General features: G+C 55.2%; 15 protein-coding genes, 8 tRNA genes and 1 rRNA gene. 1 reads left to right on the top strand and 23 read right to left on the bottom strand.

The window, feature by feature from the left end:
• Positions 1-83 precede the first annotated feature (83 nt).
• The 7 genes from hisA to ACQ4N8_RS21335 all read right to left on the bottom strand — a co-directional run bounded on the left by hisA (position 84) and on the right by ACQ4N8_RS21335 (position 7,146).
• Positions 84-824, bottom strand: a complete 741-nt coding sequence (hisA, locus tag ACQ4N8_RS21365; RefSeq protein ID WP_430706366.1) for a 1-(5-phosphoribosyl)-5-[(5-phosphoribosylamino)methylideneamino]imidazole-4-carboxamide isomerase — start codon at positions 822-824, stop codon at positions 84-86.
• Between the two features lie 321 nt (positions 825-1,145).
• Complete coding sequence (gene hisH / locus ACQ4N8_RS21360) at positions 1,146-1,772, bottom strand: imidazole glycerol phosphate synthase subunit HisH (protein WP_430706365.1); 627 nt, start codon at positions 1,770-1,772, stop codon at positions 1,146-1,148.
• 3 nt (positions 1,773-1,775) lie between these two features.
• Entirely contained in the window at positions 1,776-2,387 is a 612-nt protein-coding gene (hisB, locus tag ACQ4N8_RS21355; protein ID WP_430706364.1) for an imidazoleglycerol-phosphate dehydratase HisB, read from the bottom strand.
• A complete protein-coding gene (hisD, locus tag ACQ4N8_RS21350; RefSeq protein ID WP_430706363.1) occupies positions 2,374-3,684 on the bottom strand; it encodes a histidinol dehydrogenase in 1,311 nt (436 codons plus the stop codon). The genes hisB and hisD overlap by 14 nt, the downstream gene beginning before the upstream one ends.
• 86 nt (positions 3,685-3,770) lie before the next feature.
• Complete coding sequence (hisG, locus tag ACQ4N8_RS21345; RefSeq protein WP_430706362.1) at positions 3,771-4,415, bottom strand: ATP phosphoribosyltransferase; 645 nt, start codon at positions 4,413-4,415, stop codon at positions 3,771-3,773.
• 42 nt (positions 4,416-4,457) lie between these two features.
• The gene (locus ACQ4N8_RS21340; protein WP_430706361.1) at positions 4,458-5,657 is read right to left on the bottom strand and encodes an ATP phosphoribosyltransferase regulatory subunit; all 1,200 of its coding nucleotides are present in this window, start codon (positions 5,655-5,657) and stop codon (positions 4,458-4,460) included.
• Between the two features lie 271 nt (positions 5,658-5,928).
• Positions 5,929-7,146: an acyltransferase gene (locus tag ACQ4N8_RS21335; RefSeq protein ID WP_430706360.1), complete on the bottom strand. Its 1,218-nt coding sequence runs from the start codon at positions 7,144-7,146 to the stop codon at positions 5,929-5,931.
• 281 nt (positions 7,147-7,427) lie between these two features.
• Between ACQ4N8_RS21335 and ACQ4N8_RS21330 the strand changes: the two genes are divergently transcribed.
• On the top strand, positions 7,428-7,934 hold the full coding sequence (locus ACQ4N8_RS21330) for a hypothetical protein (protein ID WP_430706359.1): 507 nt from the start codon (positions 7,428-7,430) through the stop codon (positions 7,932-7,934).
• A 145-nt stretch (positions 7,935-8,079) separates the two neighbouring features.
• Here the strand turns inward: ACQ4N8_RS21330 and ACQ4N8_RS21325 are convergent, their stop codons facing one another.
• The 16 genes from ACQ4N8_RS21325 to ACQ4N8_RS21250 all read right to left on the bottom strand — a co-directional run.
• On the bottom strand, positions 8,080-8,604 hold the full coding sequence (locus ACQ4N8_RS21325) for an acyltransferase (protein WP_430706358.1): 525 nt from the start codon (positions 8,602-8,604) through the stop codon (positions 8,080-8,082).
• Complete coding sequence (gene ppaX, locus ACQ4N8_RS21320) at positions 8,601-9,254, bottom strand: pyrophosphatase PpaX (RefSeq protein WP_430706357.1); 654 nt, start codon at positions 9,252-9,254, stop codon at positions 8,601-8,603. Before ppaX ends, ACQ4N8_RS21325 begins: the two co-directional genes overlap by 4 nt.
• Before the next feature lie 7 nt (positions 9,255-9,261).
• Positions 9,262-10,302, bottom strand: coding sequence for a prolipoprotein diacylglyceryl transferase (gene lgt / locus ACQ4N8_RS21315; protein WP_430706356.1), 1,041 nt, complete (start codon positions 10,300-10,302; stop codon positions 9,262-9,264).
• An 11-nt stretch (positions 10,303-10,313) separates the two neighbouring features.
• On the bottom strand, positions 10,314-11,255 hold the full coding sequence (gene hprK / locus ACQ4N8_RS21310) for an HPr(Ser) kinase/phosphatase (protein ID WP_430706355.1): 942 nt from the start codon (positions 11,253-11,255) through the stop codon (positions 10,314-10,316).
• Complete coding sequence (locus ACQ4N8_RS21305) at positions 11,248-11,436, bottom strand: hypothetical protein (protein ID WP_430706354.1); 189 nt, start codon at positions 11,434-11,436, stop codon at positions 11,248-11,250. Before ACQ4N8_RS21305 ends, hprK begins: the two co-directional genes overlap by 8 nt.
• A 73-nt stretch (positions 11,437-11,509) precedes the next feature.
• Positions 11,510-12,631: an ABC transporter ATP-binding protein gene (locus ACQ4N8_RS21300; protein WP_430706353.1), complete on the bottom strand. Its 1,122-nt coding sequence runs from the start codon at positions 12,629-12,631 to the stop codon at positions 11,510-11,512.
• A 134-nt stretch (positions 12,632-12,765) separates the two neighbouring features.
• Complete coding sequence (locus ACQ4N8_RS21295) at positions 12,766-13,869, bottom strand: PucR family transcriptional regulator (protein WP_430706352.1); 1,104 nt, start codon at positions 13,867-13,869, stop codon at positions 12,766-12,768.
• A gap of 142 nt (positions 13,870-14,011) precedes the next feature.
• Positions 14,012-14,084 (bottom strand) — tRNA-Lys (locus tag ACQ4N8_RS21290).
• Positions 14,085-14,091: 7 nt separating this feature from the next.
• Positions 14,092-14,177 (bottom strand) — tRNA-Tyr (locus tag ACQ4N8_RS21285).
• Positions 14,178-14,229: 52 nt separating this feature from the next.
• Positions 14,230-14,302, bottom strand: a tRNA-Phe gene (locus tag ACQ4N8_RS21280).
• A gap of 76 nt (positions 14,303-14,378) precedes the next feature.
• Positions 14,379-14,455, bottom strand: a tRNA-Asp gene (locus ACQ4N8_RS21275).
• A 14-nt stretch (positions 14,456-14,469) separates the two neighbouring features.
• Positions 14,470-14,545, bottom strand: a tRNA-Thr gene (locus ACQ4N8_RS21270).
• Positions 14,546-14,574: 29 nt separating this feature from the next.
• A tRNA-Val gene (locus tag ACQ4N8_RS21265) sits at positions 14,575-14,650 on the bottom strand.
• Positions 14,651-14,659: 9 nt separating this feature from the next.
• Positions 14,660-14,736: transfer RNA gene (locus ACQ4N8_RS21260), tRNA-Met, on the bottom strand.
• A gap of 20 nt (positions 14,737-14,756) precedes the next feature.
• Positions 14,757-14,848, bottom strand: a tRNA-Ser gene (locus tag ACQ4N8_RS21255).
• Positions 14,849-14,964: 116 nt separating this feature from the next.
• Positions 14,965-15,313, bottom strand: a 23S ribosomal RNA gene (locus ACQ4N8_RS21250); the annotation flags it as partial.

The raw sequence follows: 15,313 nt of genomic DNA, 5'->3' as shown, positions 1-15,313 counted from the left end.
TTCGTTCGACTCTATCTTTATCAGTTGAACTATTGAATTTACGGAGTAGGGCAGCCTTGCGAAATGTTCTTACGATCGCCCCGTTATTGCAAAACTCCGATGGCCCTGATGGCCTGGGCCAATTCGATGCTGCCGGTATACAGCGCTTTGCCGACGATGGCGCCGCCGACCCCTTGGCCGGCATATTCGGCCAGCCGCAGCAAATCGTCCTGCACCGTCACGCCGCCGGAGGCGATCACCGTCTTGCCGGAAGCCCTGGCGAGCGAGCGGATCGCTTCGACGTTTGGCCCCTGCATCATCCCGTCGCGGGAGATGTCGGTGAAGATAAACGTCTCCGCTCCTTTGGCCGCGAGCTCCTTGGCCAACGCTTCGGCCTGCACCTCGGACGTTTCCAGCCAGCCGCGCGTGGCGACGAACCCGTCCCGGGCGTCGATGCCGATCGCCACTTGATCGCCGTATGTGCCGAGCACCGCCTCGGTAAATGCGCGATCCTCGATCGCCGCCGTGCCAAGAATGACCCGGCTCACGCCGAGCGACAGCAGCCGCTTCACGTCGTCCAACGTGCGCATTCCGCCGCCGACCTGTACCGGCACCTGCACGCTGCGGGCGATTTCGCCGATCAGCGCGTCATTGACGGGATGCCCCGCTTTGGCTCCGTCCAAGTCGACCACATGGATAAACGCCCCGCCCTGGGCTTCCCACGAGCGGGCGACCTCCACCGGATTGGCGTTATAGACGGTCTCGCGGTCATAGTCGCCTTGAACGAGGCGCACGCATTGGCCGCCGCGAATATCGATGGCCGGATAAATGATAAATGATGACATCGGTTGATCTTCCTCCCGCTATTCTTAATCGATAGCGGTAATTTTTGGTCTTATTTCGGCAGACTCGAGCGATTGGGGTCCTATTGGGCGCTCTCCCACGAAATAAGGCTATTTTGTACCGCTATTGTTCGGCAAACCCGCCAAACGGCTAAAATAAGGCCACAAATTACCGCTAATTCGTTTGGTTCCATGCCGGCTCAAGGCCGAACGCTGCTGTTCAAACACCCTGTCGCCAGGCAAGGGCCGGGCGCTGACGCTGCTGCCATGCACTCTTCTGGCGCCTCGTTCCCGCACTAGTCGAATCCCTTTGCGGGACGGGCATCAGCCCGCCTGCCGCTCCGCCAGCGCCAGGAAATTGCGCAGCAGCGCCATGCCGAGCTCGCCGCTTTTTTCGGGATGGAACTGCATCCCGAACACGTTGCCGCGGCCGACGATGGCGGTCACCGGATGGCCGTAGTCCGTCACGGCCAGCACATCCCCCTGCTGCTCGGGCAGCACGTGGTAAGAGTGGACGAAGTACACGTGTCCCTCCTCGAGGCCCGCGAGCAGCAGATTGCCCGGCTGCCGGAACTCCAGCCGGTTCCATCCCATATGCGGCACCTTGTAGCCTTCGGTGCCCGCAAACCGCACCGCCTTGCCCGGCAGCAGGCCCAGCCCCTCGTTCCGCCCATGCTCTTCGCTCTCGTCGAAGAGCAGCTGCATCCCGAGGCAAATGCCGAGCAGCGGCGTGCCCCCGGCGGCCGCCTGCCGCACCACGGCGTCCAAGCCCGAGGCGCGCAGATGCTCCATCGCGTCGCCGAAAGCTCCGACGCCCGGCAGCAGCACGCCGTCCGACGCCAGAATCCGCGCCTCGTCTCCGGTGACGAAGCCCTCGTAGCCGAGGCGCTCCACCGCTTTGCTTACGCTATGCAGGTTGCCCATCCCGTAATCGACGATAGCGATCTTCATCGGCTACAGCACTCCCTTCGTCGACGGCACGCCGCTGACGCGCGGATCGATGCTCGTGGCCTCGTCGAGCGCCCGGCCCAATGCTTTGAACACCGCCTCGATCATGTGGTGCGTGTTCTGGCCGTAATGCACGATCACGTGCAGCGTGATCCGCGCCTCCAAAGCCAGCTTCCACAGAAACTCATGGACGAGCTGAACGTCGAAGCTGCCCACCCGATCGGAAGGATACGCCGCGCGGTATTCGAAATGCGGGCGGTTGCTCACGTCGATGACGACTTGAGCGAGCGCTTCGTCCATCGGAATAAACACGCTGGCATAACGCTTGATTCCTTTTTTGTCGCCGAGCGCTTCCCGGATCACCTGGCCCAAGCAAATGCCGATATCCTCGACGGTATGGTGGTCGTCGATGTCGATATCGCCGCGCGCCTGCACCGCCAGATCAAAATGTCCGTGCTTGGCGAACAAATCGAGCATATGATTCAAAAAGGGCACGTCCGTCTCCAGTTGGGCATCCCCGCTCCCGTCTACCGCAAAAGCCAGTTGAATGTCGGTTTCGTTCGTTTTCCGGCTGACGGCGGATTTGCGCACCGTTGCTTCCCCGTTATCGTTGGCCATCGTTCTCTCCCGCCTTTCCTTCTTGTCGCAGCCGGATTTCAATCGCCCGGGCATGGCCTTCCAGCCCTTCCCGCCGCGCCAGCTCCATGATGGTCGCCCCGTTCTGCAGGAGCGCTTCCTTGCTATAGTAAATCAAGCTGGATTTCTTGATAAAATCGTCCACGTCGACCGGCGACGAGAACCTCGCCGTGCCGTTCGTCGGAATGATATGGTTCGGACCGGCGTAATAATCGCCCACCGGCTCCGAGCTGTAAGGCCCGAGGAAAATCGCGCCGGCATTTTCCACCAGTCCCAGATAGCCCATCGGATTGTCCACGATCAGCTCGAAATGCTCCGGCGCCAGCTTGTTGATCACGTCGATTCCGGCCTCGACCGAATCAACCAGGATGATCGCGCCGTAGCGCTCGATCGAAGCTCCGGCGATTGTCTTGCGCGGCAGGGCGGCCAACTGCCGCTCCACCTCCGCCCGGCACGCCTTCGCAAACGCCTCCGACGGCGTCACGAGGATCGCCGACGCCATCTCGTCGTGTTCGGCCTGGGACAGCAGATCCGCCGCCACATAGGCGGGATCGGCGCTGTCGTCGGCCAGCACGGCGATTTCGCTGGGACCGGCGATGCTGTCGATATCGACGACGCCGTACACTTCGCGTTTCGCCAGCGCGACGTAGATGTTGCCCGGCCCGCAGATTTTATCGACGGGCGCGATGGCGTCCGTGCCGTAAGCGAGCGCGGCAATCGCTTGGGCCCCGCCGACCCGGTAGATTTCGTGCACGCCGGCTTCCGCCGCGGCCACGAGGATGTACGGGTCGATTCCGGCTTTGCCGCCCGTCGCCGGCGGCGTCACCATGACGATCTCCGGCACGCCCGCCACCTGCGCGGGAATGACGTTCATCAGCACGGAGGAAGGGTATGCCGCTTTCCCCCCGGGCACGTACACGCCGACCCGTTTCAGCGGCCGGATGATCTGCCCGAGCAGGCTTCCGTCCGGCTGCAGGTCCATCCAGGAATTGCGCTTCTGCCGGGCGTGGAACAGGCGGATATTCTCGGCTGCCGCCTGAATCGCCGCCACGAACGACGGCTCCACGGCATCATACGCCGCCTTCAGTTCCTCTTGCGTCACGCGCAGCGCCGACGTCTCCAGCTTCATGCCGTCAAACTGCTCCGTGTAGCGGAGCAGCGCCGCGTCGCCTTCCTCCTTGACCGACTTCACGATCGCCCGGACCGCTTCGTTTTGCTCCGGCGATCCGTATTCGACTTCCCGCCGCAAATCAAAATCCTGTGCCGATACCAGTCTCATCCGGCATCCCCCCTGATTATATCGTCGATTTCCCGTTATGTTCTTTCCGATGCCGCTTTGATCCGCCGTCTGACCTCAGCCGTACTCTAAGCCTGCTTGACCGGGCCCGACTGAATCACCCGATTCAGCGCGTCGCAAACGGCTTGAATCTCGGCGTTTTTCATCCGGTAGCTGACGCGGTTGGCAACCAGCCTGCTCGTGATGTCGAATATCCGCTCCATCTCGACCAGCCCGTTCTCCTTCAGCGTTTGTCCGGTCTCGACCATGTCCACGATCCGGTCGGCCAAGCCGATCAGCGGCGCCAGCTCGATCGAGCCGTTCAGCTTGATCACCTCGACCTGCTGCCCGTGCTCGCGGAAATACCGCGACGCCACGTTCGGATACTTCGTAGCCACCCGTTGCTGAATCCCCGGCTTCCAATCCGGCAGCGCGATCACCGACATGCGGCAGCGGGCGATGCCAAGGTCCAGCAGCTCATAAACGTCCCGGTTCTCTTCCATCAGCACGTCCTTGCCGACGATGCCGATATCCGTTACTCCGTATTCCACGTAAGTCGGTACGTCGACCGGCTTCGCGAGAATGAATTCCATGCCGATTTCCGGCAGCGGCACGACCAGCTTGCGGGATTCGTCCACGTCGTCCGGAATATCGATGCCCGCCTCGCGGAACAAGGCGGACGCTTTTTTATAAATACGCCCCTTGGGCATGGCTACTTTGATAATTTGCCCCAATGGTTGGCCCTCCTTTCAGGCTTGGAAGCGGATCGGCTCGACTCAAAAGCTGACGAACGTGAGGATGTCTCCGTGCAAGGGCCCCAGCGGACCCGGACGCCGAGCCGCCGCATAAGCATCCAGCAAATCCTCCGGCCCGTTCGCATGTCGCATCAGCACGCTCCGGCCTTCCCCGCGCAGCTTCTCCGCTTCGGCAAAAGCCCGCTTCCGGTTCGGCGCGTCATACTGCAGCACGACCGGCAACTCCGGTTCGGCTTCAATCCCGTTCACCCCGTCGAGGATCCGGTTCGTCTTCAGCGAGAACCCGGTTGCCGGAGCCGGCCGGCCGAATTGCTGCAGCAGGTTGTCGTAGCGCCCCCCGCTGCAAACCGGGAAGCCCAGCTCCGCCGCATATCCCTCAAACGTCATGCCGGTATAATACGAGAAATCCCCGATCATCGTCAGATCGATCATGACGTGCTCCGCTACGCCGAAGTCCTCCAGCGCATCCCAGACCTGACTGAGATGCCCTACGGACGTTTGGGCGATCGAATTACGGCTCAGCTCAAGCGCCTGGCCGCAAATCTCTTTGCCGCCACGCAGGCGGAGAATGCCTTCCAGCTCTTCGCGCTGCCGCGACGATAAGGACAGCCCGGCCAGCGTTTCGCGATAACCGACGAAATCGCGGTGCAGCAGCCCTTCTTTCAATGCCTCACGGATATCCTCCCGACCCGGGACCGCCTCCTCCAGCAGCCCGTTCAGGAAGCCGACGTGGCCCACGGCGATCTTGAACGACGTCACGCCCGCAGCCTGCAGCGAAGCCACTGCCAAGGCGATCACCTCGGCATCCGCGTCAGCCGAGTCATCGCCCACCAGCTCGACGCCGGTTTGGAAAAACTCCGCTTCCTTCCCCGCCTCCTCCTCGATCGCCCGGAACACATTGGCGTGATAGGACAAGCGGAGCGGCAGCGGCTCTTCTTTTAATAAGGAAGCGACGACCCGAGCGATCGGCGCCGTCATATCGGAACGGAGAACCATCGTGGTCCCCCGGTTGTTCAATAGTTTAAACAGCTTCTGGTCCGACGTGGAGCTGGCGACGCCTACCGTATCGTAATACTCCATCGTGGGCGTCATAATTTGCCGGTAACCCCAGACGTCCATACAGTCCAGGACGCGGCGTTCGATCGTCCGCAGCTTATCCACGGCAAAAGGCAGATAGTCGCGGACACCCGCCGGTTTTTCAAAACCTTTTGGCTTCGACAAGTGTTTCACCTCACCGTTTCATCTTCCTTAAATACTTTATTATATTAAAGTGCTACCATGCTACCAAAGTAAAGAATAGCCATATCTTATCATATTTACTTTCAGACCGTCAATGCTTACAGCGCGTCCTTTCGGCTGCTTCGCTCGAATCTATTAAGTATTCCCCACGCGGGTGGCAAAACCCTTGCACAAGCTTATTTTTTTGAGGCGCCCCCCTCCAAGCACAGCAAAAAACCGGCCTGTTTCCACAGACCGGTTTGGTTCGGCCAAGTTACGTATTCGCATGAACCGATGGGGCTTGCCCGTTTTCCGGACTTCGCTTGGGTTTATTTTTGCGCAAGGAAGCCGGGACATTCCCGAGAAACCACGACGCGAACGGCAGCCGACAGAAGCTGAGCTGGACGAAGCCCCAGGACAGGAACAATGCGCTTAACGAGCCGACAACGATAAACAGGAAATAGGGCAGCGAATCGCCGGGTAAGGACTGCTCCTTCCGAAACAACCGATACACCAGCAGCACGAACGGGTGAAACAAATAAACCCCGAACGACAGTTCGCCTAGCCGGGTAAGCGATTTGATCCAAAACGCCGACCCTTTCCGATGTATGTAAAAAGCCGCCTTCATCAGCACCAACGCCGACAGCATCGAATGCACGTTCCATAAAAATTCGAACCAGAAGGAGTCGGGCACGCGAATCCCCTGCCGGTACGAATACCAGAGCTGGACATGCACGAACGCAATCGCCAGCCAACTCGTCCAGAGGCCAGCCGTTAAGGCTTTCTGGGGTTGGGACAGCGTTTTCCATTCGGTGGTCAGCCAGGCTTTGATTTTTCCGAAATAGATCGCCACCACCGCGCCCATCATGTAATAGGCCATATACGTGAGCGCAAAGCTACCTTTGTTGGGCAATAGCAGTTCATATCTGTTCCAGAACACGAACCCCCACTGCAGCGCGAGCCCGACCGGAAGGATCAACCCCAGCAGGACGTTATTTTTACGGAAAGACTGGAACAACCACAAGAAGAGCGGGAACAACAGGTAGAATTGAATGCTGATAAATACGAAATAAAGGTGAGTATATGCCGTTCCCGTCAGCAGCGCGGAGCCGAGCGACTTCAACTCGTACAACTTGGAGTTATTGATAAAATCATGACGATATAAAGCTACCACCAAGAAATACATGCAGGAAACCAACAGGTACGGAAGGATGATAAACGTTAGGCGTTTCTTATAGAACTTACCGACCAGCTTCCAGCTGATGGGCTGATCGTAATAATTGTAGAAGAGGACGAAGCTGCTTAGAAAGATAAACGACGGCGTACCGATTTTGAAAAAAATGTTCATCCAATTATAAAAGAAGTAGTACGGTGAATTCAGCGCTTGTTCAGCGGCTGCGAACGATGAGGCATGCACCTGGATTACGCTGAAGATGGCTAACGCACGGAAAATATCCAGCTGCGGCAAACGTTCCTTGATCACCTTGCTCACTCAACCAACCCCTATTCATAATTAAAAAGAATGCTTAACTATGTACTAGACGCCCGCCTATGGCAAAAGTTTCATCTTGGCTTGCCTAATACAACTATACCTTGAGCCTTTGGCCGATTGCAAAACTTTTTGGTAACTAGTTGAAAGTTTGTCATGTTCTAAAACCGTTTGATGCGGTGCTCCGTCTTTATGATAGGGAGTTGTTTTTTACCGGCCGGTAATCCCTTGCCGCTGCACTTTAAATGGGAAGGAAGGAGGAGCCCGCTTGTGGAAAAGAGAGAATGGGCCGCCGCTGCTTGCAGCGGAGACGAACAAGCCTTTTATCAATTGATTTCCGGAAATCGGCGGAAATTGTACGGCATCGCCTACAGTTAGTCGCGAAAATCCCCATCGCCTGGAGCGGCAAACCTTATGCGGGTATGCAAAAAATCGTTACGTTCAACTTGATGGTCGATACGGATAAAAAACAACTCCTCTTCCCGGATCCAGCCGCAAAGCAGGTAGAAGTCATTACCCGCGAACAAACTTTGGAGGTTCGTCTTCATATGAAAAACAGTCCCGATTCCAAGGTGGGGTTGCCTTTTACCGTTGACGAATACTTCAACGATAACGAAGGAACCAAATATCGGATTCTGCAGGAAAATGGCTCCCCTTCGTATCATCGGGGTGGAGAGGTGGGAACGGTTATCTTCCAATTCGAGAAGCGCCAATATGTCCAACCTTTGAACTTCACCCTCACGGAAACCTTGGAGTACACTCCTCAAGAAATTAAGATCAAACTTAAATAAAGCACCAAACATAATCGGTGCTTGGACAAACAAGAACACCATTCTAACAAAAACCGATATTAGATTGATCTTGAAATAACACGAAAAGCTGTCTCGTTCCGGCCAAATGCCGACTTCGAGACAGCTTATATTTGTTTCCGACGGCTCACCTCTCCGTTTCCCCGCCAACGTTCCCCGCGCCTTCCGGGCTCTTCCGCTCCAGCACGCGCAATGGGTTGCCGCCAACAAACGTGCCTGGGGCCACGTCCTTATGTACTACCGATCCGGCGGCCACGACCGCGCCATCCCCGATCGTAACACCCGGAAGAATCGTGGAGTTGGCCCCGATCATAACCTCGTCGCCGATCCGCACTTCCCCCAACCGGTATTCCTTGATTAAATATTCGTGGGCAAGGATGGTCGTATTGTACCCGATCACCGAGTTGCGGCCAACCGTAATCAGCTCCGGAAAAAAAACGTCCACCATCACCATCAATCCAAACGCGGTTTGCTCGCCGACTTTCATGCTGAGGACGCGCCGATAGATGGCGTTCTTCAGCGACAATATCGGGCAGTACCTGGCGATTTGGATAAACATAAAATTGCGGACGCCTTTCCATGGGCTCACCGTCCGGTACAGCTGCCAAAGCGCGTTTGGCCCTTCCACCGGATATTGCCTTACCTTTCTCACGGGTTCACAGGCTCCCATCCCAAGACACCGTATAAATCGGTCATGTCCTTCAGGATATAGTCGGGGTCGTATTTCTGCAACTCCCTTTCGCCTTTCAGCGACCAGGCCACGCCGGCGGAGCGAACGCCCGCCGCTTTGGCGCATTGCAGATCGGCCGCGCTATCGCCTACCATCAGCGTACGCCCGGGATCGGCGTTCAATTGGCGAAGCGCCGTCATAATCGGCTCGGGATGCGGTTTGGGATGGCTTACATCCTCCACCGTGACGATCGTCGTCATATAGGGCAGCAAGCCAAACATGTTCAGCGCGAGCGACGCCGTCTCCCGGATTTTCGTCGTTACGATTCCCATCATAACCCCGCTCTCATGCAGCTTGGCGACAACCTCCTTGACATGCGGAAACTCGCGGATCAGTTCATCGTGGCGTTCCCGGTTGTACTTCCGGTAATCCGCCACCAGGTCCGCTACTTCCTCACGCCCCGAGAAGGTACGCAGCTGGTGCTCCAGCGTCAAGCCCATGTGCGGGATGATTTGCTCGCGCGCGTACGGCCCCAGGCCATGCTTATCGATCACATGCAGAAACGTCGCGATGATCAGTTCATTGGTGTCGATGATCGTTCCATCCAGATCAAATAACACGGTGTCTATCATGTAGTGGTTACTCCTTTTTCGCTTCCTGACTTTCCGGGAGTTCCTCCGCGGACTCTACAACCGGCTCAGACTTCTGCGGCTCGTCCGCAACCGTTGCAGCCGTTGCCGTCGGCAGGCTTTCCGCCGCGGCGGTCTTCGTGCTGATAATCGGATCGCTGTAATAAGGCAATCCGCTTACGGTTCGACGACGTACAATAATGAAAATAATCGCGGCAACCACAAGGCCGATCGCCAGCAGCTGCGAAATTCTTACATTCCCGTAGGATGGAGCCAGATACCCCTGCTCAAAGCCAAACCAGGTCATCGGAGCCCACAGCCCGTTCACGAACGAAGCCAGCCAGGAAGCCCCCTGAAAAGCCAAGCTGTCGGTCCGCAGCGCCTCGATAAAGAAACGCCCGATCGAATACCAGATGAAATAGGAAGCGAACAGTTCCCCGGCCCGCAGAAACTTCTGTCTGCGCAAAATCATCAACAACACAATTCCAACCAAATTCCACAACGATTCGTATAGAAACGTCGGGTGATGGAATGTCCCTTGCACGTTCATTTGATTCACGATAAAGGACGGCAGATGCAGGTTATCCCGCAGGAAGCTTTCCGTCGTAGGACCGCCATAGGCCTCCTGATTGACGAAGTTCCCCCAGCGTCCGATCATCTGTCCAATGAGCAGTGAAGGCGCGCAAATATCGGCGATTCGCCAAAAGTTATAGCCGCGGCGCCGCACAAAGATGACCGCACAAATAATCGCGCCGATCAGAGCGCCGTAAATGGCTATACCGCCATTCCAGATTTTGAATACATCCCAGAAGTTGTTTTTGTAGTCGTCCCACTTAAACGCGACGTAATAAATTCTCGCCCCGATAATGGCCGACGGCACGCCGAGCAACAATAGATCCATGAAAAATTCCTGGGGAACGCGGAACCGTTTCCCCTCCCAGACGACAAACAGAAGCCCGATCAAAGCGGCGCTCCCCAAAATCAAGCCATACCAATGCACATTCAAACTCCCGATGGAAAAAGCTATCGGGTCCAATAACAAGGTACCCATCGTTCACGCTCCTAATCCAAATCGTCGATATCTTCCGCAATCGTCTCGGTGAGCTTCGTCGTAAATTGCAGCGCCGCATTGTAACCCATCCGCTTCAAGCGGAAGTTCATCGCGGCTACTTCAATGATGACCGCCAAGTTCCGTCCGGGACGGACCGGGATCGTGGCTAACGGTACGTCGGTGTCGATGATCCGCGTGGTTTCTTCATCCAGTCCCAGGCGGTCATACTGTTTCTCCTGCTGCCAGGCTTCCAGCTTCACCACCAGCGTAATCCGCTTATTGTTGCGGATTGCCCCGGCGCCAAACAGCGTCATCACATTGATGATCCCGACGCCACGAATTTCCAGCAGATGGCGGATCAACTCCGGCGCCGAGCCGTGCAGCTGATTGTCCGAGGTTTGGCGGATTTCCACGGCATCGTCGGCAATTAGCCGGTGCCCACGTTTGACGAGCTCCAGCGCGGTCTCGCTTTTCCCGATGCCGCTGCTGCCGGTAATCAGCATGCCTACCCCGTAGACGTCGACGAGAACGCCGTGAATCGTAGCCGTCGGCGCCAGCTTACGCTCCAGGAAGCTGGTGATCCGGCTGGACAGGATCGTCGTAGCCATGCTGCTGCGTAGTACTGGGATATTTTTGACCGAACTGATCTCGATCAATTCCTCCGGTACCTCCCAAGACCGGGTGACGATGATGCAAGGCGTTTCATCGCTGCTGCACAAGCGTTCCATCCGGACCTTGCGTTCGCTGGCCGGTAGCATCTCGAAGAAGGCCAACTCGGTTTTTCCTAGAATCTGCACGCGTTCCGGCGGATGATATTCAAAATAACCGGCCATTTCCAATCCCGGACGATACAGGTCATCGACCGTGATCGCCCGCTTTAGTCCCTGTTCTCCGGAAACGACCTCGAGCCCGAACTGGTTGACCAATTCGGATACTTTCACTTTTTTAACCATCATGCTCTTCCTTTCCCATACCGGCTTTCAGACGATCCTTCGTCTGCCCTTGCATTCCGGTTCCGATATACGCTGCCCTAAAGCTGAAATCATCTTTGTTGCTAGATCGCTCAATGTATTCATCGTAATGGAATTTGCCTCGTAAATCAATCTTCGCCGAGGAAGGGAGGTCCTTCTTCACCAAGCTGCTCCACTTTTCTCCGTATTAATCAAAAAAACCGCCCCGAAGGGCGGCTTCTCGAATGCCTAACGAATTAGCTGAAGAATACGTTGCGTTCTGTTTCTTTGTCAAAGATATGAATTTTGTTCATGTCGATGGCCAGTTTAACGTTGTCGCCTTCGCGAGTGTTGGAACGGCCGTCAACGCGTGCGATCAAGCCGTCGCCGCCAGCGCCGTTCAAGTACAATTGCATTTCATGACCGAGGTTTTCAGTCAGATATACGTTTGCCGTGAATGCCGTTTGTGGCGAAGCTTCCAGGAATACCGGCTCTTCATGGATGTCCTCAGGACGAATACCCATGATGACTTCTTTGCCGATGTAGCCTTTTTCTTTCAGAATAGCGGCTTTCCCTTGAGGAACGACTACGTCCATGTTGGAAGCCTTGAAACGTACCGTGCCTGCTTCTTCGGCCAATGTGCCGTTTACGAAGTTCATCGTAGGGGATCCGATAAAGCCGGCTACGAAAATGTTGCCCGGTTGGTTGTACAGCTCTTCAGGAGAAGCGGCTTGTTGGATGATACCGTCGTGCATAACTACGATCCGGTCACCCATCGTCATAGCTTCGATTTGGTCATGTGTTACGTAGATGCAAGTCGTTTCCAGACGTTTAACCAGTTTCGTGATTTCGGCGCGCATTTGACCGCGCAATTTAGCATCCAAGTTGGAAAGCGGTTCGTCCATCAGGAACACTTGAGGATCGCGGACGATAGCGCGGCCCAAGGCAACCCGTTGACGTTGACCACCGGAAAGAGCTTTCGGTTTGCGGTCCAGCAAATGCTCGATGTCGAGGATTCTTGCGGCCTCGCGAACACGTTGGTCGATTTCCTCTTTCTTCACTTTACGCAGTTTCAAACCAAACGCCATATTTTGGTATACGTTCATGTGCGGGTACAAAGCGTAAGATTGGAATACCATCGCGATGTCGCGGTCTTTCGGAGCTACGTCGTTCACGACGCGATCGCCGATGTACAATTTGCCTTCGGTAATTTCTTCGAGACCTGCGATCATACGAAGGGTCGTGGATTTACCGCAACCGGACGGTCCAACCAGTACGAGGAATTCCTTATCGGCAATATCAAGGTTGATGTCTTCTACAGTTGCTTTAGCAGCACCCGGGTATGTTTTGAAAATGTGTTCTAAGCGTACGCCTGCCATGTGTTTGGCCTCCCATAAAATAATAGTTTGGTCTTGCTAATGCTTGTTATCAGCTTTATGAAATCGGATACATTTTATATTTATATATTAAACGATAGGGGAAAACCCATCCATCCACAAACTGCACAAAAATTTCAGGGCCTTTTCGTCACTTTGTACAATAGCAGCTCTAGTTTGACCAAAACCGCGTCCCGAAATGTCCTCACATCCAGTCCGGTTTCTTGTTTAAATTTCTCGATCCGGTATAAGAGCGTGTTCCGGTGAATGTATAGACGTTTGGCGGTTTCGCTGACGTTACAGTCCAACGCGAAAAAGGTCTCCAGCGTCGTTAGCGTTTCTTCGTCCTGCAGCAATCGGGCGTGATTCCCGGTTTCCTCGGTAAACATCCGCCGCTGCGGCTCCGGAATGCTATAAATCAAACGCTCCAGCCTCAATTCCCAAGGCAGGTGGATTTGATTCGTCACATTGAATATCCGGCCAAGCGAAAGCGTCTGCCGCAACGACTGGGTTGCCGAAGTCAACTCGGCATCGCCGATTAAAGCATTGCCTACCGCAAGGTGAAATCCGCCCACCCATTCATTGGTGATCAGCTCATACAAGCCTTGGCACAACGCCCCCAGCATATCGCGTTCCGTCTCCGCCGCTTCCTCGCTTTCTTCCCGCAAGCTCGTGAGCAACTCCTCGCCTAACAGGATCAGCCACTCCTCTTTCAATGGGACTAAAATGACCTCTCCGCCAAAATAACTCCTCAGCAGCTTATTAAGCTTCGTAAATGAAATAGCCTGTCCTTGTCCTTGGTTGTCCCAACTCAGCAAAAAAGGCAACAGGCGTCCCTTCAATTTAGCCTTAATAGGCATATGCCCCGGAACCTGTTGATTAAAATCATTAAGGTCCAACCGCTCCTGCAGCCATTCCCCAAGTTGAATGCTGCGTGCTTCGTCATCGCGTTTGGGACTTGTTAACGGCGATGAAGCCCCTCCTCTTGCGATGGACAATAGCATCTGGACCAGCCCGGATTCCGTGTCCGTGACCTGAGCGGCCTCCGCTTCCAGCACGGTTACGGAGCTCCCTTGCATGTCCGCTAACCAGATCAATCGGCCGTTGGCGCGCAAAGGGCCGGTATCCGTGCTTCCCCATTGCGCGATCTGGGAGTGCCAGTCCTCAAGCTCCCACTTTGATATCGTCAGTGACGTACCGATTACCTGCTCCACTTGCTGCTTGAGCAATTTAATATCCATATAAGTTGCCTTTCTCTTTAGTTAATGTAGTGTTGAGTAATCCCATTTTAGCATACCGGACGTTTCAAACGTAAATCTTCCCGATCTCCCGACCGGAGAAACAGAAAAAGCCGTCAACCCTAAGGTTAACGGCTTTTCGAGATGAGCCATGAAGGACTCGAACCTTCGACACCCTGATTAAAAGTCAGGTGCTCTACCAACTGAGCTAATGGCTCGTAAAACTGGTGGAGGCTGATGGATTCGAACCACCGAACTCGTCAGAGAACAGATTTACAGTCTGCTGCGTTTGGCCACTTCGCTAAGCCTCCATATAAATTATGCTAACCTAAAAGACCACATACGATCCAAGGAGCATAAAAGTGGCTCGGGACGGAATCGAACCGCCGACACGAGGATTTTCAGTCCTCTGCTCTACCGACTGAGCTACCGAGCCATATGTAATTTGGTCAAAAAAATAAAGCGGTTAAGTTAGTAACTTTCCCACTTCATGGTGGAAATATTCAAATAAATGGCGGAGCCGACGGGATTCGAACCCGCGGTCTCCTGCGTGACAGGCAGGCATGTTAGGCCTCTACACCACGGCTCCGCAAAAGGTACAAATGGTGCCGGCGAGAGGACTTGAACCCCCAACCTACTGATTACAAGTCAGTTGCTCTACCAGTTGAGCTACACCGGCACGGTGTAATGAAATGTTGATGGCATAGATGGTGGAGGCTGAGGGGATCGAACCCCCGACCCTCTGCTTGTAAGGCAGATGCTCTCCCAGCTGAGCTAAGCCTCCGAGAAATAATGGTAGCGGCGGAGGGGATCGAACCCCCGACCTCACGGGTATGAACCGTACGCTCTAGCCAGCTGAGCTACGCCGCCAAGATATAAGCTTGTACAAATGGCGGAGAGAGAGGGATTCGAACCCTCGCACCGCTTACGCAGTCTAACCCCTTAGCAGAGGGTCCCCTTATAGCCACTTGGGTATCTCTCCAAGCCATAAATTCAAGGTTTAATCCTTGAAAACTGGATACGAAACGAATTTGCGCGTTAGTCTCCTGAAGTGCTCTGCTCGGCTTGTTCAGCCTGACGCCACTTTTTGGAGTTATTTTGGATAAGCCCTCGACCGATTAGTACCTGTCAGCTCCATGCATTGCTGCACTTCCACCTCAGGCCTATCAACCTCGTCGTCTTCAAGGGGTCTTACTAATTGGGAAATCTCATCTTGAGGGGGGCTTCACGCTTAGATGCTTTCAGCGCTTATCCCGTCCGCACTTAGCTACCCAGCTGTGCTCCTGGCGGAACAACTGGTGCACCAGCGGTGCGTCCATCCCGGTCCTCTCGTACTAAGGACAGCTCCTCTCAAATTTCCTGCGCCCACGACAGATAGGGACCGAACTGTCTCACGACGTTCTGAACCCAGCTCGCGTACCGCTTTAATGGGCGAACAGCCCAACCC

It is taken from the genome of Paenibacillus macerans (assembly GCF_050565405.1).
Taxonomy (GTDB): Bacteria; Bacillota; Bacilli; order Paenibacillales; family Paenibacillaceae; genus Fontibacillus; species Fontibacillus macerans_B.
This window is presented reverse-complemented; position numbering and strand designations above follow the sequence as displayed.